Source organism: Paracoccus sp. BR5-17, from assembly GCF_055693925.1.
The window spans coordinates 2,245,277-2,265,121 of record NZ_JBVFUV010000003.1; the positions used below are offsets into that span (position 1 = coordinate 2,245,277).

A 19,845-nucleotide genomic window follows, 5' to 3' on the forward strand; every position below is an offset into this window, starting at 1 on the left:
CCTCATTTCACGGCGCCGAAGGTCAGGCCGCGGACCAGTTGTTTCTGGCTGAACCAGCCCAGCACCAGGATCGGCGCGATCGCCATGACCGACGCCGCCGAGAGTTTCGCCCAGAACAGCCCCTGCGGGCTGGAGAAGCTGGCGATGAAGGCCGACAGGGGCGCGGCGTTGGTGGTGGTCAGCTGGATCGTCCAGAACGCCTCGTTCCAGGCCAGGATGATGTTGAGAAGCAGCGTCGAGGCGATGCCCGGGATCGCCATCGGCGTCAGCACATACAGGATCTCGTCGCGCAGGGTCGCCCCGTCCATCCGCGCGGCTTCCAGGATCTCGCCCGGGATCTCGCGGAAATAGGTATACAGCATCCAGACCACGATCGGCAGGTTGATCAGCATCAGCAGGATCGTCAGACCGATGCGGGTGTCCATCAGCCCGGTGCGCAGGAAGATCAGGTAGATCGGCACCAGCACCGCCACCGCCGGCATCATCTTGGTAGAGAGCATCCACATCAGGATGTCCTTGGTCCGCTTCGTCGGCGAGAATGCCATCGCCCAGGCCGCCGGGATCGCCACGATCAGCGCCAGAAGGGTGGACCCCACCGCCAGGATCACCGAATTGGTGAAGGGCCGCCAGTAGTTGTTCTGGGTCTGGACGGTCTGGAAGCTTTCCAGCGTGAAGGACGGGATCAGGTCGAAGCCGGCGATGGCTTCCTGTTCCGACTTCAGGCTGGTGATGATGGTGTAGAGGATCGGGAAGAAGATCACCAGGGCCACGACCCATGCGGCGATGGTCCAGCCGATCCTGGCCTTCCGGGTGACTGCGCGTGCCATGTGTTTCTCCCCTCAGTCCAGGTTTCGACCGACGGCGCGCATCAGGAAGATGGCGATGACGTTGGCCAGCACGACGGCGATGATGCCCCCTGCCGCCGCGCCGCCGATGTCGAAGTTCAGCCGGGCCGCGCGGTAGATCAGGAAGGTCAGGTTGGTCGAGGCCGTGCCCGGCCCGCCGTTGGTGGTGACCAGGATCTCGGCGTAGATGCCCAGCAGGAAGATCGTCTGGATCAGGATCACCACGGTGATCGCGCGCGCCATGTGCGGCAGCACCAGATACAAGAACCGCGAATGGACCGGCGCGCCGTCCATCTCGGCGGCCTCCATCTGCTCGGTGTCCAGCGACTGCAGCGACGTCAGCAGGATCAGCGTGGCGAAGGGCAGCCATTGCCAGGCGACGATCAGGATGATCGAGAACAGCGGATACTGCGCGAACCAGTCCACGGGCTGGGCGCCGAAGAACCGCGCGATGTCGGCGAAGACCCCGTAGGACGGGTGCATGATCATGTTCTTCCAGATCAGCGCGGCCACCGGCGGCATCACGAAGAAGGGCGAGATGACCAGGATCCGCACGATCCCCTGCCCCCAGATCGGCTTGTCGATCAGCATGGCGATCAGGATGCCGCCGACCACCGTGATGAACAGCACGCCCAGGACCAGCACCAGCGTGTTGCGGATCGCCTCGAAGAAGGCGGGGTCTGTGTAGAAATACCGATAGTTGAACCACCCGGCCCAGCTTGTCATGCCGGGGTTCAGAAGGTTGTAGTTCAGGAACGAGTAATACAGCGTCATGCCCAGCGGCACGATCATCCAGATCAGCAGAAGGATGATGGCGGGTGCCCGCATCAGCCGGGCAAGGCCTTGGGTCTGGCGTGTGGCCATGGCGGAACATCCCTTGCCGGTTGGGCGCGACGGCCCGGAAGCGGCACCGCCCGAGGAGGGGCGGGCGGTGCCTGACAGGTGACAGGGCTACTCGTTACTTGATGTAACCGGCGCGGGTCATCTCGCGCGTGGTGTTGGCCTGGGCCGCCGCAAGGGCATCCTCGGCCGACATCTGCCCGGCAAGCGCCGCCGAGAACTGCTGGCCCACTGCCGTGCCGATGCCCTGGAATTCCGGGATCGCGACGAACTGCCCGCCCGTATAGGGGATGTCCTGGACCGAAGCCTTCTGCGTGTTCGCCGCATTGATCGCAGCCAGGGTCATGGCCGCGAACGGCGCCTCGGCCTGATAGTCGGCGTTCTCATAGAGCGAGGTCCGCGTTCCCGGAGGCGCCGCGCGCCAGCCTTCCTTGCTGGCCACCAGTTCGGTATAGTCCTTCGACGTGGCCCAGGCGATGAAGGTCTGGGCGGCCTCCTGCGCGTCCGAGGATGCCGGGATCGCCAGGCTCCAGGCCCAGAGCCAGTTGCCGTGGTTGTCCACGCCTTCCTTGTTGGGGAATTGCGCGAAGCCCACGTTGTCGGCGACCGTCGAATCCTCGGGGTCGGTCACGAAGCTGGCCGCCACCGTGGCGTCGATCCAGATGCCGCACTTGCCCTGCTGGAACAGCGACAGGTTCTCGTTGAAGCCGTTGGACGACGCGCCCGGAGGGCCGTATTCGTTCATCATCGTCAGATAGTCCGTCAGCGCGGCCTGCCATTCCGGGCTGTCGAACTGCGGCTGCCAGTCGGTGTCGAACCAGCGCGCGCCATAGCTGTTGGCCATGGCGGTCAGGAAGGCCATGTTCTCGCCCCAGCCGGGCTTGCCGCGCAGGCAGATGCCGTACTGTTCCTTGGACTTGTCGGTCATCGCCTCGGCGGCGGTCATGATGTCGGTCCAGGTCGGGCTTTCGGGAATGGTCACGCCCGCGGCCTCGGCCAGGTCGGTGCGATACATCACCATCGCCGATTCCGCATAGAAGGGCGCGGCATACAGCTTGCCATCGACCGACAGCGCCTCGCGCACGGCGGGAATCAGGTCGTCGACGGCGTAATCCTCGCCGAACTCCAGCGGCACCAGCCAGCCCTGCTTGGCCCAGATCGGAACCTCGTAGGTGCCGATGGTCAGGACGTCATACTGGCCGCCCTGCGTGGCGATGTCGGTGGTCACCCGCTCGCGCAGGATGTTTTCCTCGAGCGTCACCCATTCGACAGTGATGCCGGGGTTCGCGGCGGTGAATTCCTCGGTCAGGCCCTGCATGCGGATCATGTCGCCGTTGTTCACCGTGGCGACGGTCAGGGTGACGTTCTCCTGCGCCGCCGCGATGCCGGCCACGGCGCAAAGCGCGGTCGCACCCATCAGGGCGCGGAAAGTGTTGGTCATGCTTATCCTCCCTCGTCGCTTGGGCTTTTGCCACACCGACGGGCAAATCTTCACAAAGCTTGCAGATCTCTGTCAATCGCGAAAATCGGGCCTGTCCAGAGCAGCTTGCTGCCGGATCGGGCGGACCCCAATCAACTCTCCAGCAGCCGCTCCGCCGTCGCTTCCGCGGTGACAAGCCCGTTCACCAGCCCGCCCACAAGCGCCGCATGGATCGCCGCCACCTTCGCGTCACCCGTCGCCACCGCGATCACCGGGCGGCGGCACGCCCGCGGCAGCGGCGCCGAGGCCACGCGGGCGTTGAAGGCGCAGTCGATGACCTGCCCGGCCCGGTCATAGACCCAGCTGGTGATCTCCCCCACCGCGCCAAGGCGGGCCAGTTCCTCCATCTCGGCCCTGCTCACGAACCCGTCCACGAACAGCGGGGCCGTCGCGTCCATCTGGCCGATCCCCACCAGCGACAGGTCGGCCTGCTCGCACAGCCGGATGGTGTTTCGCACCGCGTCCTGGTTGCGCATCGCGGCCAGTTCCGCCGGATCGCGCGCCAGCACCGGCAGCGGATAGGGATAATGCGGGGCGCCGATCCGTTCGGCCAGGCTGATCGTCGCGTTGTAGGGCGAGGCCGATCCGTCCTGCATCATGTTGCCCAGCCGGGACACCACGACATGCTGCGGGCAGGACATGCGCGGAAGCTGTTCGACCGTGGCCTTCAGCGCCCGCCCGGTGCCCAGGCTGACGATGCGGCGCTCGGGCGATTTCAGAACCCGTTCCAGTTCCGTCGCCGCGGCGATGGCGACGCCGGTCAGCAGGTTGGGCGCAGCGGGATCTGAAGGCACCACCTCGGCCGACATCAGTCCGAAACGGTCCGCCAGCGCGCCGGCCAGGTCCATGCAGCGGGCGATGGGGTGGTCCACGCGGACCTTGATCAGCTTCTCGCTGACGGCCATGGCGACCAGGCGCTGTGCCGACTGGCGGCTGACGCCCAGCTTCCTGGCGATCTCGTCCTGGGTATTGCCCGCGACGTAGTACAGCCAGCCGGCCCGCGCCGCATCGTCCAGTCGCACCGCATCGGGGCCGAATCGTCCTGCGTTCACGGGATCGGCGCTCCTTCCTGAAGGGACTTCAAGATTTGCGGAAAGTCGTCCCAGTTGTCAAAGGCGCGCACGGCCGGCGGCAGATCCAGCGGCTCCTCGCCGCGCAGATGGGCGCCGCCGGCGTAATGCAGGACGGTCATCCCCGCCGCAAGGCCTGCCGCGATGCCGGGGGCGCTGTCCTCGATCACCAGGGTCGCCCGGGGGGAGGCGCCCATCCGGTCGGCGGCCAGCAGGAACAGATCGGGCGCGGGCTTGCCGCGGCTGACCTGGCTGGCGGTGAAGACGCGGGAGGCGAAGCGGTCGGCCAGACCCAGTACCGCCAGGGTATGCGCCACCCGCGGCGGGCTCGACGAGGTGGCGATGCAGCAGGGGACCTGCAGGCCGTGCAGCACCGCCACCACGCCCGGCGTCGGCCGCAAGTCGGTCGTGAAGCGGTCCAGCAGGCGGGCGCGGTAGTCCGCTTCGAAGTCGTCGGGCAGGCTTTGGCCGTGGTCCTGGCGGATGGTGCGGGCCACGGTAGGAAAGCTGCGTCCCAGGAAGTCGCGCCGCACCTGGGCGGGCGTCATGGCGATGCCCAGCCCCGCCAACCTGTCGATCAGGACCAGGGCCGACAGAACCTCGCTGTCGGCGATCACGCCGTCGCAGTCGAAGATGACCAGGTCGATGTTCACCGCTGCACCCCTTGGGACGCGACTGCGATAGCACAGCCCGGCCGCGGCGCGAAGCCCGTGCAATCCGCTCGCGCCTGTGCCACCACGGCACCGCCACCAACCAGGGGATCCCATGCGCGCTGTCCTGATCGCTCCGCCGCTGCACAGCCACCTGCGCGCCTTCGAGGCCTTGGCCCGGGAACTGGCCCGGCGCGGCCACGAGGCGGTCTTTCTTGTCGAGTCCGGCATCGCCCTTCAGGACGGCGCGGCGCGGGCGACCCTGCCCGGCCCGCCCGCCCGCCCCCAGCCCCGCCGCCTGCTGCCCGAGATCGTCGCAGGCGCGCGGCGCACCGACCGGCTGTGCCGCGACGGCCTGTCGGTGCTGCGCGCCCTGGCCCCGGACGTGGTGCTGGGCGATCAGATGGAGCCCGCCTCGGGGCTTCTGGCGCGGGCGGCAGGGGTGCCGCTGGCCTCGGTCGCCTGCGCCGTGCCGATGGACCCCGAGCCGGGGATCCCCCTGCCCTTCCTGGGCTGGCCGCACGACCCCACCGCCGAAGGGTTGCGGCGCAACGCCGGTGGTGAACGGGTGGCGGACCTGCTGATGACGCCGCAATCGCGGGTGATCCGTCGCTGGGCGGCCGCCTGGGGGCTGGGCGATCTGCGCCGCCTGCAGGACTGCCTGTCGCCGGATCTGGCGCTGTCGCAGATGGCGCCGGGCTTCGACTATCCCCGCCCGGTGAACGGCGCCCATATCGTCGCCACCGGCCCGTTCCGCTGGGGGCAGGTCGCGCAAGACTTTCCCGAGGATATCCGGCCCGACCCGCAGCGGCCCTTCGTCTATGCCTCTCTGGGCACCTTGCAGGGGCATCGGGCGCGGTTGCTGGCGCGGATCGCGGCGGCCTGCCGGCAGGCCGGGGCCCAGGTGCTGGTCTCTCATGCCGGGTCGCTGACCGAGGATCAGGCCCGCGCCATCCCCGCCGACTGGGTGCGCGCCTTCGTGCCACAGCAGGCGGTGCTGGCGCGGGCGGATCTGTGCGTCACCCATGCGGGGCTGAACACGACGCTGGAATGCCTGGCCGCAGGCGTGCCCATGCTGGCGCTGCCGCTGACCCACGACCAGCCCGGGGTGGCCGCGCGGATCGAACGCTGCGGCGCAGGGCTGCGCCTGCAGCCCTGGCAGCGCGGCACGGCGCGGATCGCAAATGCGGTGCGCGCGCTGCTGGCCGATCCCCGCCACCGTCAGGCGGCACAGGACTTTGCCCGGCGATCGCCCGAATGGACGGGCGCGGCGGGCGCCATCGACCGGGTCGAGGCGCTGCTCAGAAGCCCAGGGCGCGCCAGGCGGTGATCAGGAAGCTGTCCTGGATCCACAGGGCCAGCAGGACCTCGGCCGTGAAGGCCAGCAGGGCCACCGCCCAGCCCGCGAAGGGCAGCGCAAGCGCGGCCCCCAGCACGGCGACTGTGGTATCGCTGAAGGAATTCACGATGCTGTCGCCGTGATAGGCCATCGGATCGTCGGGCGAATAGCCGAACAGTTCGATGACGAAGGGCGTGTTCTCGGCCACTTCCCAGATGGTGCTGCTGACCACGACCGTGGCCATCAGCGTCCACAGCGACCAGTCCGGGCGCTTCCAGCGGACCAGCTTGACCAGCACCGCCCCGAAGACCAGGTGCTGCAGGCTGTACGGATCCAGCAGCGTCCGCGAGTTCAGGCCCGCCTGATTCGGCATGGCCCAGATCTGGCCGCAATCGCAGTTCAGCGGCCGGCCCAGGATCGCCAGCATCGCCAGCTTGCCCAGCAGCGCCAGCAGGATCAGTGCGACGGCTTGTCGCCCCCTGCCCCGGGGGTGCGGCAAATCGCTTGCATCCAGCGTGAGACTGGCGGATCGTTCGTCGGACATCAGCGGGCCGGGGCGGTGTTCATCGGTCATCGGCGCCACAGTAAAGCCGCCATCCGCCATGACAAGGGGCCATGAGATACAAGAGGTTATGACCAATCAGCCGGCCCGGATCGTGGTTGCGGGCGGTGGCCTTGCGGGATCGCTGGCGGCCTTGCGGCTGGCGGGCGCGGCGGGCGTCGTGCTGATCGACCAGCGTCCCGACCCGCTGGCCGGCCACACCTGGTCCTTCCATGACGGCGACATCAATCCCGACCAGCGGATCTGGCTGCGGCCCGCGATTCTGCCAGGCCTGGGACGGGCAGGACGTGCGCTTTCCCGGCTATGGGCGGCGGCTGCGGTCGGGCTATGCCTCGCTGGACGCGGCCAGCCTGGGGGCCGCGCTTGCGGCGACGCCCGGCGTGACGCGCGTGACCGGCCGTGTTGTTTCTGTCGACGGGCGGGGCGTCACGCTGGCGGACGGCCGGCGCATCCAGGGCGACTTCGCGATCGACGCGCGGGGCTTCGCGCCCCACCCGGCGATGGAGGTGCGCTTCCAGAAGTTCCTGGGCCAGGAGGTGCGACTGGCCGCGTCCCACGGCCTGACCCGGCCCGTCATCATGGACGCCACCGTGCCGCAGCGCGACGGCTATCGCTTCTTCTATCTTCTGCCGTTCGACGACCGCCGGCTGCTGATCGAGGCCACCTATTACTCGGACGGCGCCGCCCTGTCCGCAGCCGAACAGCGCGCGGCCATCGCGGACTATGCCGCAGGCCAGGGCTGGCAGATCGCCCAGGTCGACCGCGAGGAACGCGGCGTCCTGCCGATCGCGCTGCGCTTCGACGCCCAGGCCTTCTGGCGCGCCCTGCCGGCAGAAGTTCCCGCCATCGGCCTGCGGGCGATGCGCTTTCACGCGCTGACGGGATACAGCCTGCCCCATGCGGTCCGCAGCGCCGATCTGGTGGCGCGGCACTGGCGTCAGGGTCCGCAAGCCCTGGCCAGGGCCCTGCGCCGCGATCTCGCTGGACGACGCCGGGGCTCAAGGCTTCTACCGGCTGCTGTCGCGGATGCTGTTCGAGGCCGCCGCCCCCGACGAACGGCGCCGCGTGATGGAACGCTTCTATCGCCTGCCGGAACCGCTGATCGAACGGTTCTACGCCGGGCAAGCCACCCTGGCCGACAAGGCCCGCATCCTGACGGGCCGCCCGCCCGTCCCCGTCGGGCGCGCGCTGCGCTGCCTGCCCGAAGCCCTGAAGGTGAAGCCTGCATGAAACACACTCCCGGCAAGACGGCCGCCGTCATCGGCGCGGGCCTTGGCGGCCTTGCGCTTGCCATCCGCCTGCAAAGCGCCGGCATCGCCACCACCGTCTTCGAAAAGCGCGACAAGCCCGGCGGGCGGGCCTATGTCTATCACGACGCGGGCTTCACCTTCGACGCGGGTCCCACGGTCATCACCGATCCCGAATGCCTGAAGAAGCTGTGGCGCCTGTCGGGCCGCGACATTGCAGAACACGTGACCCTGCTGCCGGTCGAGCCCTTCTACCGCCTGTGCTGGGAGGATGGGACGGTCTTCGACTATGCCGACGACCAGCCGTCGATCGAACGCCAGATCCAGGCGATCAACCCCGCCGACGTGGAAGGCTATCGCCGCTTCCTGGCCTATTCCCGCGACGTCTACCGCGAGGGATATGAAAAGCTGGGCACGGTGCCCTTCCTGCATTTTTCCGACATGATCCGCGCCGCCCCGCAACTGGCACGGCTGCAGGCCTGGCGGTCGGTCCACGCAATGGTCGCGCGCCACATCAGCGACGAGCGCCTGCGTCAGGCCTTCAGCTTCCACACGCTGCTGGTGGGCGGCAACCCGTTCACCACCTCGTCGATCTATGCGCTGATCCACGCGCTTGAACGCCAAGGCGGGGTCTGGTTCGCCAAGGGCGGCACCGGCGCCCTGGTGGCGGGCATGGTGCGTCTGTTCCAGGACCTGGGCGGCACGATCCACCTGAACAGCCCCGTGGACCGGATCGAGACCCAAGGCAACCGCGCCACCGCCGTCCATGCGCGCGGGCAGCGCCACGCCTTCGACATGATCGCCAGCAATGCCGATGTGGTCCACACCTATCGCAGCCTGCTGAACGATCCGAAGGGCGACAGGCTGGCAAGGAAGCGCCATTCCATGTCGCTGTTCGTGATCTATTTCGGGCTGCGCGGCCTGCGCCCCGAATTGCGTCATCACATGGTCCTGTTCGGCCCCCGCTATCGCGAGTTGATCGCAGAGATCTTCGGCGGCAGGCAACTGGCCGATGACTTCTCGCTTTACCTGCACGCGCCGTCGGTGACGGACCCCGACCTGGCTCCCGAAGGATGCAGCGCCTATTACGTCCTGGCCCCCGTGCCGCATCTGGGGACCGTGGACATGGACTGGGACAAGGCGGCCGAAGCCTATCGCGACCGGATCCTGGACTACCTCGAGGCGCGCTATATCCCGAACCTGCGCCGCGACCTGATGACCGTCCGCCACTTCACGCCCCAGGACTTCAAGACCGAACTGAACGCGCATCTGGGCTCGGCCTTCTCGATCGAGCCGATCCTGACCCAAAGCGCCTGGTTCCGCCCCCACAACCGCGACGAGCGTTTGCAGAACATGTATATCGTCGGCGCGGGCACCCATCCGGGCGCCGGCATCCCCGGCGTTGTCGGATCGGCCGAGGCGACGGCCTCGCTGATGATCGGGGAACGGGCATGACCGACGCGACGCTGGATCAGGCCCGGCAGTCCATCGCCAAGGGGTCAAAAAGCTTCGCGATGGCCTCGACCTTCCTGCCGCGGGGCATGCACGAGGATTGCGTGATGCTTTACGCCTGGTGCCGCCACGCGGACGACGTGATCGACGGGCAGGAAGCCGGCTTCGCCGCCCAGGCCTCGGGCGACCCTGCCGCGCGCCTGGCCGAATTGCGCGACCTGACGCACCGGGCGCTGCGCGGCGATGCGGCGGCGCCGGTGTATGCCGGCCTGGCCCGCGTGGTGGCCGCGCGCGACATCCCGCACCGCCATGTCGACGAGCTGCTGGACGGCTTCGCGATGGACGTGAACGGACAGGTCTATCATTCCACGCGCGACCTGCTGGAATACTGCTACCGCGTGGCGGGGGTCGTGGGGGTGATGATGGCGCGGATCATGGGCGTGCGGGACGAGGCGGTGCTGGACCGCGCCAGCGACCTGGGGCTTGCCTTCCAGCTGACCAACATCGCCCGCGACGTGATCGACGACGCGCGGATCGGGCGGGTCTATCTGCCCCGCGACCTGCTGCGCGCCGAAGGAATCGAGGCCGTCGATCCCGACGACCTGTCGCAACGCCCGGCCCTGCACCGGGTCGCCCTGCGCCTGCTGGACGATGCCGAGATCTATTACCGCAGCGCCGATGTCGGCATCGCCGCCCTGCCACGCCGCCCCGCCTTGGCGATCGCCGCGGCGCGCAACATCTATCGCCAGATCGGGGTCAGGCTGCGCGCCCAGGGCCCCGATGCCTGGAAGGGGCGCCTGTCCACCACCCGGTCCGAGAAGCTGCGGCTGGCCGCCGCCGCGGTCGGATCAACCGTTCTGGCGCCACGCCGCCGGGCTGCCGCCGTCAGCCGCGACGGGCTTTACATCAGGCCCTGAGCGGGCGGCCTTGTTGCGGTCCAGTTCCCGGACCAGCTTCGGGACCGGCGGCGCGTAGATGAAGCCGAAGCTGACGCAGCCCTCCTTCCCGTCCACTGCGTGATGCAGCCGGTGCGCCTGATACAGGCGCTTCAGGTACCCCTTTCGCGGGATGTAGGTGAAGGGCCAGCGTTTGTGCACCAGCCCGTCATGGGCGATGAAATACAGGATCCCGTAAAGCGTCATGCCGGCGCCCAGCCAGGTGGCGGGCCACCAGCTTTGCCCCCACCAGAACAGGCCGATCGAGACGGCGGCAAAGACCACGGCATAGAGGTCGTTCAGTTCGAAGCCGCCGTCATGGGGTTCGTGATGGGACTTGTGCCACCCCCAGCCCCAGCCATGCATGATGTACTTGTGCGTCCACCAGGCGACCGCCTCCATTGCGGCGACGGTCAGGACGACGATCAGCAGGGGTGCGATCCAGCTCATCGGGCGGCACTCATCGGCTGGGCCTGCGGCACGCGGTCCAGCATCGGCGTGAAGATGGCGTCGATCATGCTGCGGAAGGGTTCCGGCGACAGCCCCGCCCCGACAAGCGCCGCATCGGCCGAGGCCAGCAGCCCGCGACAGCGGCGCAGCGCCTCCTCGGGGCCGAAGACGGCCAGGAAGGTTTCCTTGCCGGAATCCTTGCCGCAGTCCTTTCCCGTCACCGCCGCATCCGACAGCAGGTCGATCAGGTCGTCGGCGATCTGGAAGGCCTGCCCCAGATCCTCGCCGAAGCGGCGCAGCAGGCCCCGCTGGGCGTCGGGCCGCCCTCCCAGGATCGCGCCCGCTTCGACCGCCGCGCAAAGCAGCGCCCCGGTCTTGAGCGCGTTGATCCTGGTAATGCGGTCAAGCGGCGCCTGGGCCATGTCGTCCCGGTCCGAAAAGCCGTTCAGATCCAGTTCCTGCCCGGCCACCAGCCCGTGCCAGCCCATCACCCCCGACAGGATCGCCACAAGCGTGCCCCTGTGGCCGTCCCCCAGACCCGAAATGCCGTTCGCGATCGAGATGGCGTGGTTCAGAAGCCCGATCGCCGTCAGGATCGCCGTCGCCTCGCCGAAGCGGGCGTGGGTGGTGGGCCGGCCGCGGCGCAACTGGGCGTTGTCCATCGACGGCAGATCGTCCACGATCAGCGAGGCCGTATGCACCATTTCCAGCGCCACCGCCATGTCCAGCACCGCGTCGCGGTCGGCGGCCTCGCCCGCCACCAGGTGCAGCAGATAGGGCCGCAGCCGCTTGCCGCTGCCCATCGCGTCGCTGGCGGCGTCGATCAGGCGGGCGGGCGCCGGGGACAGCTGCGACAGGTGGCGCGTGATGCGGGCATCAAGCTGGCGCACGAAATCCGACTGGCTTTCAGAACACGAGGGGACGGGCTTCGCCTTGTCTATCGCCTGCTGGTGCATGAGACTGTCCTTCACAGGGGGCGTTGTGCAAGCAGGCACAGTGCGAAACGACAAGGGCTGACTTGCATGACCCATACCGATCCGTCGCTGGGAAAAGACAATGACTCGGGTCTCACACTTACCTCTCGGAAAGAACAGCATCTGGACGTCGTGCTTGCCGGGCAGGCACGCGCAACAGTAACGACGGGGCTGGAGACGGTCCGGTTCGAACACGTCGCCCTGCCCGAAGTTTCGTGGCACGAGGTGGATTTGTCCACCAGATTCCTTGGCCACCAGATTGACGCCCCTGTGATGATCGGGTCGATGACTGGCGGCCCGCGCCGGGCCGGGGCGATCAACAGCGCCCTGGCGCAGGTCTGCCAGCGGTTGCGCCTGCCCCTGGCGGTCGGTTCGCAGCGCGTCATGATCGAGGGGGGCGAGGCCGCGGGCCTTGACGAAAGCCTGCGCCGGTTGGCGCCCGACATTCCCATCCTTGCCAATTTCGGCGCGGCGCAACTGAACCGGGGCTTCGGCCGCGATCAGGCGCTGCGCGCGGTGGAAGCGATCGGCGCCTCGGCGCTGATCCTGCACCTGAACCCCCTGCAAGAGGCCGTCCAGCCCGAGGGCGACCGCGACTGGCGCGGGCTTGCCGCCAAGATCGGCGCCCTGGCGCGCGACCTTCCGGTGCCGGTCGTGGTGAAAGAGGTGGGCGCGGGCCTGTCCGCATCGGTGATAGCCCGTCTCGCGGCCGAGGGCGTCACCGCCTTCGACGTCGCGGGCGCGGGCGGCACCGACTGGGCGCGGGTCGAGGCCGCGCGGGCCACCGATCCCGACGCGGCGCAGGTGGCGGGTTGTTTCGCCGGCTGGGGGATCCCCACCGCCGACGCGATCCGCGGGGCGCGGCAGGCGGCGCCGCAGGCGACCATCATCGGATCGGGGGGCATTGTCACGGGGCTGGACGCGGCCCGCGCCATCCGGCTGGGCGCGGATGTGGTGTCGCTGGCCGGCGCGGTCCTGGCGTCCGCCATCGACGGGCCGGATGCGCTTGCGCGGCAACTGGACATCGTCCTGCGGCAGTTGCGGACCGCCTGCTTCTGCACCGGCAGCGCCGATCTGTCGGCCCTGCGCCGGGCGCGCCTGCAGACCCCCGCATGAAAAAACGGCGCCCTTCCGGGCGCCGTTCATCCCGATGCCGTCGGATCAGACTGGCCGGCCGCCGCGATCGCCGCGCGCATCCGCCAGCATGTCGCGCTGGTCGTCGATCTCGACCTCGGTGCGGCGGACGGTGTCCGATACCGTCTCGTGATGCGTCTGGCTTGTCTTGCGCAGGCCGATTTCCTCGACCACGCGGGCTTCCTTCTGGACCACCGCCTCCTCGCGGTATTCCTCGGCCTCCAGCGTGCGGTCCCGAAAGGCATCTTCGGTGCCGGTCACGGCGCGATCCACCGGGCGGCGCTCGATCTCGACCCGCTCCTCGCGAAGGTCGATGCTCTCGCTGACCGGTTCCTCGATCGTGTAGGCGCGGACGCGCACGCGGCCGTGGCTGGTGTCGCGCTTGCCCAGGCGCAGCCGCTCCTCGACCACGGGGATCGTCTGCTCGTCGCTGTCGCCGGCCGACGCGGCATAGCCCTGGGACATGCCTTGCGCAGCGCCGGGCGTGACCGGTGCGATGCTTGCGGTCCCCGAGGCCCCGCCGGCGGCACGGCCCTCGTCCCGGGGCTCGTAGCCGCCCCAACCCTCGGACCGCCAGCTTTCCGTGCGTTCGTCCAGATTAATGCTGCCTTCGTCGTCCAGGATGTCCAGGGCGATGTCGTGATGGGCCGCGCCCAGTCCCGTGACCGTCACCAGATAGCCGCCGCGCGACAGGCCCTCGGCATAGGCATGGCGATCTTCCTCGGGGAAGAAGAAGTCGCCCAGCGTGTCCCAGAAGCTTTTGCCCTGGCCCGTGCCGTCGGCGGGCATGTCCGATCCGCCCGACACCATGCGGATATGCGTCATCGGGATCCCGGCCTGCACAAGCCTGTCCACCGCACGCTGCGCGTCGTCCCGGCTGTCGAACATCGCCGACAGAGAGGAACTGCCGGTTGTGCCAAGCTGCTGCGCGCTGCTGGCGCCCACTTCGTTGTCATAGGTCATCAGAATCGTCCTTGCTGTTGGGGTATGGGGGACCGTCGTCCGCGGGGATCCGTTCGATGTGGACGGTCTGGCGGCGGGTCTGCGCCGGGATCTCGACGGTTTCGTGCCGCCTGACGCGCCGAACATGGACCTCCTCTCGGAGATACAGCTCGCGCGTCACGACCAGCCGCTCCTCGACCACCGGGATGATGGTCAGGTCGCCTTCGGTCACCGTCTCGGGGACGCTGTCGATCCGTCGATCGACCGGCACCCGCACCACCTCGACTTCCTCGCTGGAAAGATCGGCGGGAAGGCGATGCTCCACGGTCTCGGTCCGGGTGGCGATGCGGACCCGGCCGGTCAGCACCGTCTGCCGGGCCAGCGACACCTGTTCCTCGACCAGAGGGATGACATCAGGCTTAGGATCGTCCGGCATTGAGGTTTCCTTCATTGATCCCCGGCGCCGATCAGGCATGAGGACAACCCGCCCCCCCGAGCGATGTTCATTCACGACGGCGCGACCTGAGCCGCCGGCGCACCTTCGCCGAATGCCCGGAGCCGCCGCAGCAAAAAGGCGGCCCGGGCATCCGGGCCGCCGCAACGGGTGGTCGTGAAGGGGAAAGTCAGGCGGCCTTGTCGGTCGCGGCGGCGTTGATGACGGACTGGGCAAGCCCGGTCAGCTTCTCGTCGGTGGCGCTTTCTTCCTGCAGCGTCTCGTCCAGCAGCCTGACGGCATCCGTCATGCCCAGAACCTCGGCCCAGGCCTTCAGCGTGCCATAGCGGCTGATCTCGTAATGCTCGACCGCCTGGGCGGCAGCCAGCAGCCCCGCATCAAGCGCCGGGCTGCCCTTGAATTCCTCCATGATCTCCTGGCCCTCGGCGATGATGCCTTCGATGGCGTCGCAGGTCTTGCCGCGCGGGCGCTTGCCGATCAGATCGAACACCTGGGTCAGGCGCTCGATCTGCCCCTGGGTTTCCTGTTCATGGGTCTCGAAGGCGGCCTTCAGCTCCTCGTGCTGGGCAGCGCGGGCCATCTTGCGAAGCGCCTGCGTGATCTTGCGCTCGGCGTAGTAGATGTCCTTCAGGGTTTCGTGGAACAGCGTGTCAAGCGTCTGGTCGGGCATGGGAAACTCCTTGGTTGATCGCCTCGGGCCAGAGAGGTCCGGCCGTGGCATTGCCTTCACAACCGCCCTGGGCGGCGACCGTTCCCCGCTTCCGGGGCGAAGTTGACATTTATTAGCCGGGGCGTCACCCGCTCCGCAGGCGGCTTTCGAACAGCAACCCGTCCTCGTCCAGGATCGGATGCGCGACCGAGGTGAGATGGGCGTTGATCCGCTTGAGGTCGCGCAGGATGTCCAGGTGCAGCGACGAGGTGTCGCGGCTGGCTGCAAGCCCTTCGCGCAGGCGGAACAGGTGGCGCTGCGCCGACTGCCGCTCCAGCTTGCGGATGTCCACCTTCAGTTCCATCAGGCGGCGCGCCATGTCGCGGTCACGCGTCATGAAGACGGTCTGCGCCATCCGCAGGTTTTCCTGCGACATCACGAACATCCGGTCCAGTTCCGCGAAGCCGGGTTCGGAAAAGCGCAGGCCCAGCCCGATCTTCTTGCGCACCTCGGGGGCCAGGCCCTTGTCGATGATGTCGCCTACATGTTCCAGGTTGATGACATAGTCCAGGATGGTGATCGCGCGCCGGCGCTCGTCCTCGGTGGCCTGGTTGCCCAGGCGCGAGAGGTAGGTCTTCACCTCTTGCTGGCGGCGGTCCACGCGCCGTTCCAGTTCGGCGACCTCGGCCAGCGGGGCGGGGTCGTTCTGCTGGAAGGCCAGCCGCGTCTGGGCCAGCATCCGTTCCACCGTGTCGCCGATCGCCAGCACCTCGCGCGCGGCGCCGGCCAGCGCCAGCACCGGGGTTTGCAGGGCGGCCTCGTCCAGCCAGTGGGGGCCGGGCTCGGCGCCGTCCTCATCCGTGGCGACGAACCGTTCCAGGGCGGCGGCCAGCCAGCCGGTGAAGGGCCAGATCGCCAGCGCCAGCGCGAGGTTGAAGGCCAGATGCGCCTCGACCGCGAGGCCGGTCCAGGACAGGGGCGCCTGTTGCAGCGCGGCGCCGATCCACCCGGCGAAGGGCAGCGCGACCAGGCAGCCCAGGGCGCGGATCACCAGGTTGCCCACGGCCACCCGCCGGGCCGGCGCGCCCAGGCCGGCCGTCAGCATAACCGGCACCACGGCCCCGCCCAGGTTGGCGCCCAGCACCAGCACCACCGTCAGCCCGGCCGGCAGCCCCAGCGACAGCACCAGCAGAACCGCCGCCAGCGACGACGAGCAGGCAAAGGCAAGCGCGGCGGAGAGCAGCAGCGCCACCGGCCAGGCCTGATCCAGCATCGGCAGGAAGGCCGCCAGCAGGGGTGATTCGCGCAGCGGCGCGGCCGCGTGGTCCAGCAAGGACAGCGACAGCAGCATCAGCCCGATCCCGATCAGCGCGCGCCCGGTCCCCGCCCAAAGGGGCTTCGCGCGCCTGGACAGGCCGTATCCCCCCAGCAGCAGCGCCGGCGCGATGGCCCCCACCCCTGCCGAGACGACCAGCGCCGTCAGCGCGGTCCCGACATTCGCGCCCAGCAGGACGATCTGCGCCATCCGCCCCCGGATCATGCCGCGGTCCACGAAGGATGCTGTCAGCAAGGCCGTGGCCGTCGAGGATTGCAGGCCAAGCGTCGCCGCAAGTCCCGCAAGGAAGGCGCCCGGGCCGCTGCGCGTGCTGACGCCCAAGGCCATCCGCAGGCGGATGCCGAAGCCTTCGGTAACGCCGTCGCGCACCAGGTTCAGGCCGAACAGCAGCAAGGCCACGGCACCGCCCAGTTGCAGGATGATCATCAGCGACGTCATGCCACCCCCTTTTCCCGTTCAGGGAAGCACGCCCCCTTGGCCTTGCCAATCTATGACCTGCCTAAAACTTTCCAAGACCGGCGGGCGGCGCCCGAAGCCTGGGCCGCCTGCGCCCTTGCCGCCTGCCCCCGCTTCACCACGGCGCGGGAATGGGCTTTAACCGGAAAACAGCCCGCCCGGCGCCCGGCATCGTGCCGCCGGGCCGTCCATGATCCGAAGGTCCATCCATGCCGAAGCTTGTCTATATCCTGAACGGTCCGAACCTGAACCTGCTGGGCCGGCGCCAGCCCGAGATCTACGGGTCCGAGACGCTGGCGGATGTCGAGCGCGATTGCGCGGCGCTGGCGGCCGAACTGGGGGTGCAGACACGCTTTCTGCAATCGAACTGCGAGGGCCGGATCATCGACTGGATCCACCAGGCGCGCGAGGACGGCGCGGGCATCGTCATCAATCCGGCCGCCTATACCCATACCTCGGTCGCGATCCTGGACGCGCTGAACGCGTTTGAAGGCCCGGTGATCGAGGTCCATATCTCGAACGTGCACAAGCGCGAAGCCTTCCGCCACCATTCCTATGTCAGCCTGCGCGCCGATGGCGTGATCGCGGGCTGCGGAACCCAGGGCTACGGGCTGGCGCTGCGCCGGGTCGCGACGCTGATCGGCACCGGCGCATGACGCCGCCTGATGGGCCAGGGATCGCCCTCAGCCCAGCCCGGGCAGGCCCAGCGTCAGTTGCCGTGCCGCCGCCTCGTCGGCAGCCTCCAGCGAGGACAAGGTGACGCCCAGCAGGCGCAGGCCCCGGTCCACCGGGAACAGCGGTTGCAGCAGTCCCGCCGCCACGGCCTGAAGATCGTCCGCGTCCCGCACCGGGCCGGCCAGGGTGCGGCTGCGGGTGATCTGCCGGAAATCGGCATACTTGGCCTTCAGCGTCACGGTCCTGCCCGTCAGGCCCTTGCCCTCGCAGGCCCGCCAGACCTTGTCGGCCAGGCCGGCGATCTCGCGCCGGGCCTGGGGAAGATCGAAGATGTCAGCCGCAAAGGTATCCTCGGCCCCCACCGACTTGCGGATCCGGTGCGGCTCGACCGGGCGGTGGTCGATCCCGCGAGAGATGCCGTAGTACCAGTCCCCGGCCTTGCCGAAGTGACGGCGCAGGTCGTCGGCGGAACGGGCGCGCAGGTCGGCGCCGGTGACGATGCCCAGCCGCTCCATCCGGGCGGCGGTGGCGGGGCCGATGCCGTGGAACCTGCGGACCGGCAGTTCGGCCACGAAGGACGGCCCGCGCGCGGGCGGGATGACCGCCTGCCCGTTCGGCTTGTTCAGGTCGCTGGCCAGCTTGGCCAGGAACTTGTTGTAGGAAATCCCAGCGGACGCGTTCAGCCCAGTCACCTGCCGGATCCGGTCGCGGATCATCAGCGCGATGTCGGTGGCCAGGACAATGCCCTGCTTGTTCCGGGTCACGTCCAGATAGGCTTCGTCCAGCGAAAGCGGCTCGATCAGGTCGGTATGTTCGGCAAAGACCTCGCGGATCTGCTGGGAGACGGCGCGATAGACCTCGAACCGCGGCTTCACGAAGATCAGGCCGGGACAACGCCGCCTGGCCGTGACCGAGGCCATGGCGGACCGCACGCCGAAGGCCCGGGCCTCGTAGCTGGCGGCGGCGACCACCCCGCGCTCGGCGGCTCCGCCCACGGCCACGGGCTTGCCGCGCAGGTCGGGGTTGTCGCGCTGTTCCACCGAGGCGTAGAAGGCGTCCATGTCCACATGGATGATCTTGCGGATCACCTCGTGGTCCCTGCCTTCCGCACCCTTCCCGCCGTCCGCCATCGGCCTGCCGCGTCTCCTGACGTTGTCCCGGTCAATATTAGCCAAGGCCGGGCCGGAAACAAAGCCGGAACATGAAGGACCGGACCCGCCGGGCCGGGCGAACAAATGTTCATCGGCGCGGAATGCGGAAACTTCCTGCCGCGGCGGCGGTTCTGGTGCCGAAGCCACCATTGGGGAACAGAATGGCATTCCAGGATCCCGGAACCGGCAAGGTAAACGAAGGCCTGACCTATGGCCCGCCCGGAGAGCGGACGATCCACCTGTGCATCGACATGCAGCGGTTGTTCGACAAGGGCTCGGACTGGGAGGTGGAGTGGCTGCGCCGCGTCCTGCCCAACATCTGTCACCTGGTCGAACGGATGCCTGACCGCACGGTGTTCACGCGCTTCATCACCCCGCAAAGCCTGGACGACGCGCCGGGAAGCTGGCGGCGCTATTACGAGAAGTGGCCGCAGATGCTGCGCTCGACACTGGACCCGGATCTGCTGCGGCTTCTGCCGGAACTTGAGATTCATGTGCCGCCGGCGCGGATCTTCGACAAGCCGGTGTATTCGCCCTGGATGGACGGCAGGCTGCACGGTCTGCTGCAACAGGACCGGATCGACACCATCCTGATGACCGGCGGGGAAACCGACGTCTGCCTTCTGGCGGCGGTGATCGGCGCCGTCGATCTGGGCTATCGGGTGATCGTGGTGTCGGATGCGGTCTGTTCGTCCGCCGACGACACCCACGACGCGGCGATGGAGATGTATGCCAAGCGTTTCGGCCAGCAGATCGAGATGGTCGAGACGAACAGCCTGATCGCCGCCCTGGCCTAGCCGGGCGGCGGGCAGTCCAGGCTGTCGGCGATCCTGCGGTAGGTTTCGGCGATCGCCAGGTCCAGCTCCATCCCCTCGACGATCACGGCGCCGGGATCCTCTTGTCCGTCGCGCATGACCTGCCGTTCGGCCAGCCAGTCGCAGACCGCCTGCCGCGCGTCGGGGGACAGCAGGCCGGGCAGGGCCTCGACCAAAGCTTTGTAGGCGATCAGCTGGGCGTCCTGGGCCATGACCGGATCAATAGGTCGCAGGGGGGTCGCTGGCGGGGAAGGATCTCGTCCACCGCCTCGTCGACGCGGTCCCAGTCGCGCGGGGGCGCGGACATTTCCTCGCGGCCCGCGGAACGGACATAGCGGGGGTTCGACGACCAGGTGTTGCTGCAGGCCCGGGCGACCAGCCCGCCGACC

Annotated in this window: 21 protein-coding genes; 6 read left to right on the forward strand and 15 right to left on the reverse strand. The window is 68.6% G+C overall.

Translation table 11 applies throughout. The features are described 5' to 3' along the window. Nucleotides 1–2: 2 nt before the first annotated feature. The 5 genes from ACZ1HC_RS12620 to ACZ1HC_RS12640 all read right to left on the reverse strand — a co-directional run bounded on the left by ACZ1HC_RS12620 (nt 3) and on the right by ACZ1HC_RS12640 (nt 4,888). Nucleotides 3–827, reverse strand: a complete 825-nt coding sequence (locus ACZ1HC_RS12620; protein WP_472700294.1) for a carbohydrate ABC transporter permease — start codon at nt 825–827, stop codon at nt 3–5. Nucleotides 828–839: 12 nt separating this feature from the next. Beyond that, nucleotides 840–1,709 carry a carbohydrate ABC transporter permease gene (locus ACZ1HC_RS12625; protein WP_472700295.1) on the reverse strand — a complete coding sequence of 290 codons (870 nt, stop codon included), beginning with the start codon at nt 1,707–1,709 and terminating at the stop codon, nt 840–842. Between the two features lie 94 nt (nt 1,710–1,803). Continuing rightward, the gene (locus ACZ1HC_RS12630; RefSeq protein ID WP_472700296.1) at nt 1,804–3,126 is read right to left on the reverse strand and encodes an ABC transporter substrate-binding protein; all 1,323 of its coding nucleotides are present in this window, start codon (nt 3,124–3,126) and stop codon (nt 1,804–1,806) included. Between the two features lie 131 nt (nt 3,127–3,257). Then, nucleotides 3,258–4,217 (reverse strand): sugar-binding transcriptional regulator, encoded by a 960-nt coding sequence (locus ACZ1HC_RS12635; protein WP_472700297.1) that lies wholly within the window; start codon nt 4,215–4,217, stop codon nt 3,258–3,260. Continuing rightward, nucleotides 4,214–4,888, reverse strand: coding sequence for an HAD family hydrolase (locus ACZ1HC_RS12640; protein WP_472700298.1), 675 nt, complete (start codon nt 4,886–4,888; stop codon nt 4,214–4,216). Before ACZ1HC_RS12640 ends, ACZ1HC_RS12635 begins: the two co-directional genes overlap by 4 nt. Before the next feature lie 112 nt (nt 4,889–5,000). Here ACZ1HC_RS12640 and ACZ1HC_RS12645 point away from each other — a divergent pair, with 112 nt between their 5' ends. Further along, nucleotides 5,001–6,215 (forward strand): glycosyltransferase, encoded by a 1,215-nt coding sequence (locus ACZ1HC_RS12645; protein WP_472700299.1) that lies wholly within the window; start codon nt 5,001–5,003, stop codon nt 6,213–6,215. On the opposite strand, the gene ACZ1HC_RS12650 is transcribed toward ACZ1HC_RS12645, so the two are convergent. Both ACZ1HC_RS12650 and ACZ1HC_RS12655 read right to left on the reverse strand, forming a co-directional pair. Continuing rightward, nucleotides 6,187–6,798, reverse strand: coding sequence for a DUF2585 family protein (locus ACZ1HC_RS12650; protein WP_472700300.1), 612 nt, complete (start codon nt 6,796–6,798; stop codon nt 6,187–6,189). The genes ACZ1HC_RS12645 and ACZ1HC_RS12650 overlap by 29 nt on opposite strands. Before the next feature lie 66 nt (nt 6,799–6,864). Beyond that, entirely contained in the window at nt 6,865–6,987 is a 123-nt protein-coding gene (locus ACZ1HC_RS12655) for a hypothetical protein (protein WP_472700301.1), read from the reverse strand. Nucleotides 6,988–6,998: 11 nt separating this feature from the next. On the opposite strand from ACZ1HC_RS12655, the gene crtY reads away from it, so the two are divergent. Both crtY and ACZ1HC_RS12665 read left to right on the forward strand, forming a co-directional pair. After that, nucleotides 6,999–9,488, forward strand: coding sequence for a lycopene beta-cyclase CrtY (gene crtY / locus ACZ1HC_RS12660; protein ID WP_472700302.1), 2,490 nt, complete (start codon nt 6,999–7,001; stop codon nt 9,486–9,488). Beyond that, nucleotides 9,485–10,402, forward strand: coding sequence for a phytoene/squalene synthase family protein (locus ACZ1HC_RS12665; RefSeq protein WP_472700303.1), 918 nt, complete (start codon nt 9,485–9,487; stop codon nt 10,400–10,402). Before crtY ends, ACZ1HC_RS12665 begins: the two co-directional genes overlap by 4 nt. Here the strand turns inward: ACZ1HC_RS12665 and ACZ1HC_RS12670 are convergent. Both ACZ1HC_RS12670 and ACZ1HC_RS12675 read right to left on the reverse strand, forming a co-directional pair. Beyond that, nucleotides 10,334–10,870 carry a sterol desaturase family protein gene (locus ACZ1HC_RS12670; RefSeq protein WP_472700304.1) on the reverse strand — a complete coding sequence of 179 codons (537 nt, stop codon included), beginning with the start codon at nt 10,868–10,870 and terminating at the stop codon, nt 10,334–10,336. The genes ACZ1HC_RS12665 and ACZ1HC_RS12670 overlap by 69 nt on opposite strands. Next, nucleotides 10,867–11,826, reverse strand: coding sequence for a polyprenyl synthetase family protein (locus ACZ1HC_RS12675; RefSeq protein WP_472700305.1), 960 nt, complete (start codon nt 11,824–11,826; stop codon nt 10,867–10,869). Before ACZ1HC_RS12675 ends, ACZ1HC_RS12670 begins: the two co-directional genes overlap by 4 nt. A 66-nt stretch (nt 11,827–11,892) precedes the next feature. On the opposite strand from ACZ1HC_RS12675, the gene fni reads away from it, so the two are divergent. Beyond that, nucleotides 11,893–12,960 (forward strand): type 2 isopentenyl-diphosphate Delta-isomerase, encoded by a 1,068-nt coding sequence (gene fni, locus ACZ1HC_RS12680; protein WP_472700306.1) that lies wholly within the window; start codon nt 11,893–11,895, stop codon nt 12,958–12,960. Nucleotides 12,961–13,005: 45 nt separating this feature from the next. Here fni and ACZ1HC_RS12685 read toward each other — a convergent pair whose 3' ends face one another. The 4 genes from ACZ1HC_RS12685 to ACZ1HC_RS12700 all read right to left on the reverse strand — a co-directional run bounded on the left by ACZ1HC_RS12685 (nt 13,006) and on the right by ACZ1HC_RS12700 (nt 16,797). After that, nucleotides 13,006–13,941, reverse strand: a complete 936-nt coding sequence (locus ACZ1HC_RS12685) for a YsnF/AvaK domain-containing protein (RefSeq protein WP_472700307.1) — start codon at nt 13,939–13,941, stop codon at nt 13,006–13,008. After that, the gene (locus tag ACZ1HC_RS12690; RefSeq protein WP_472700308.1) at nt 13,931–14,356 is read right to left on the reverse strand and encodes a YsnF/AvaK domain-containing protein; all 426 of its coding nucleotides are present in this window, start codon (nt 14,354–14,356) and stop codon (nt 13,931–13,933) included. Before ACZ1HC_RS12690 ends, ACZ1HC_RS12685 begins: the two co-directional genes overlap by 11 nt. Nucleotides 14,357–14,543: 187 nt before the next feature. Then, a complete protein-coding gene (locus ACZ1HC_RS12695) occupies nt 14,544–15,044 on the reverse strand; it encodes a YciE/YciF ferroxidase family protein (RefSeq protein ID WP_472700309.1) in 501 nt (166 codons plus the stop codon). Between the two features lie 124 nt (nt 15,045–15,168). Then, nucleotides 15,169–16,797: a Na/Pi cotransporter family protein gene (locus ACZ1HC_RS12700; protein WP_472700310.1), complete on the reverse strand. Its 1,629-nt coding sequence runs from the start codon at nt 16,795–16,797 to the stop codon at nt 15,169–15,171. A gap of 227 nt (nt 16,798–17,024) precedes the next feature. Between ACZ1HC_RS12700 and aroQ the strand changes: the two genes are divergently transcribed. Further along, entirely contained in the window at nt 17,025–17,471 is a 447-nt protein-coding gene (gene aroQ / locus ACZ1HC_RS12705) for a type II 3-dehydroquinate dehydratase (RefSeq protein WP_472700311.1), read from the forward strand. Nucleotides 17,472–17,498: 27 nt separating this feature from the next. On the opposite strand, the gene dinB is transcribed toward aroQ, so the two are convergent. Beyond that, complete coding sequence (gene dinB, locus ACZ1HC_RS12710; RefSeq protein WP_472700312.1) at nt 17,499–18,578, reverse strand: DNA polymerase IV; 1,080 nt, start codon at nt 18,576–18,578, stop codon at nt 17,499–17,501. A 224-nt stretch (nt 18,579–18,802) separates the two neighbouring features. Here dinB and ACZ1HC_RS12715 point away from each other — a divergent pair, with 224 nt between their 5' ends. Continuing rightward, the gene (locus ACZ1HC_RS12715) at nt 18,803–19,438 is read left to right on the forward strand and encodes a cysteine hydrolase family protein (protein WP_472700313.1); all 636 of its coding nucleotides are present in this window, start codon (nt 18,803–18,805) and stop codon (nt 19,436–19,438) included. Here the strand turns inward: ACZ1HC_RS12715 and ACZ1HC_RS12720 are convergent. Then, nucleotides 19,435–19,668, reverse strand: a complete 234-nt coding sequence (locus ACZ1HC_RS12720) for a hypothetical protein (protein WP_472700314.1) — start codon at nt 19,666–19,668, stop codon at nt 19,435–19,437. The genes ACZ1HC_RS12715 and ACZ1HC_RS12720 overlap by 4 nt on opposite strands. Nucleotides 19,669–19,845 lie beyond the last annotated feature (177 nt).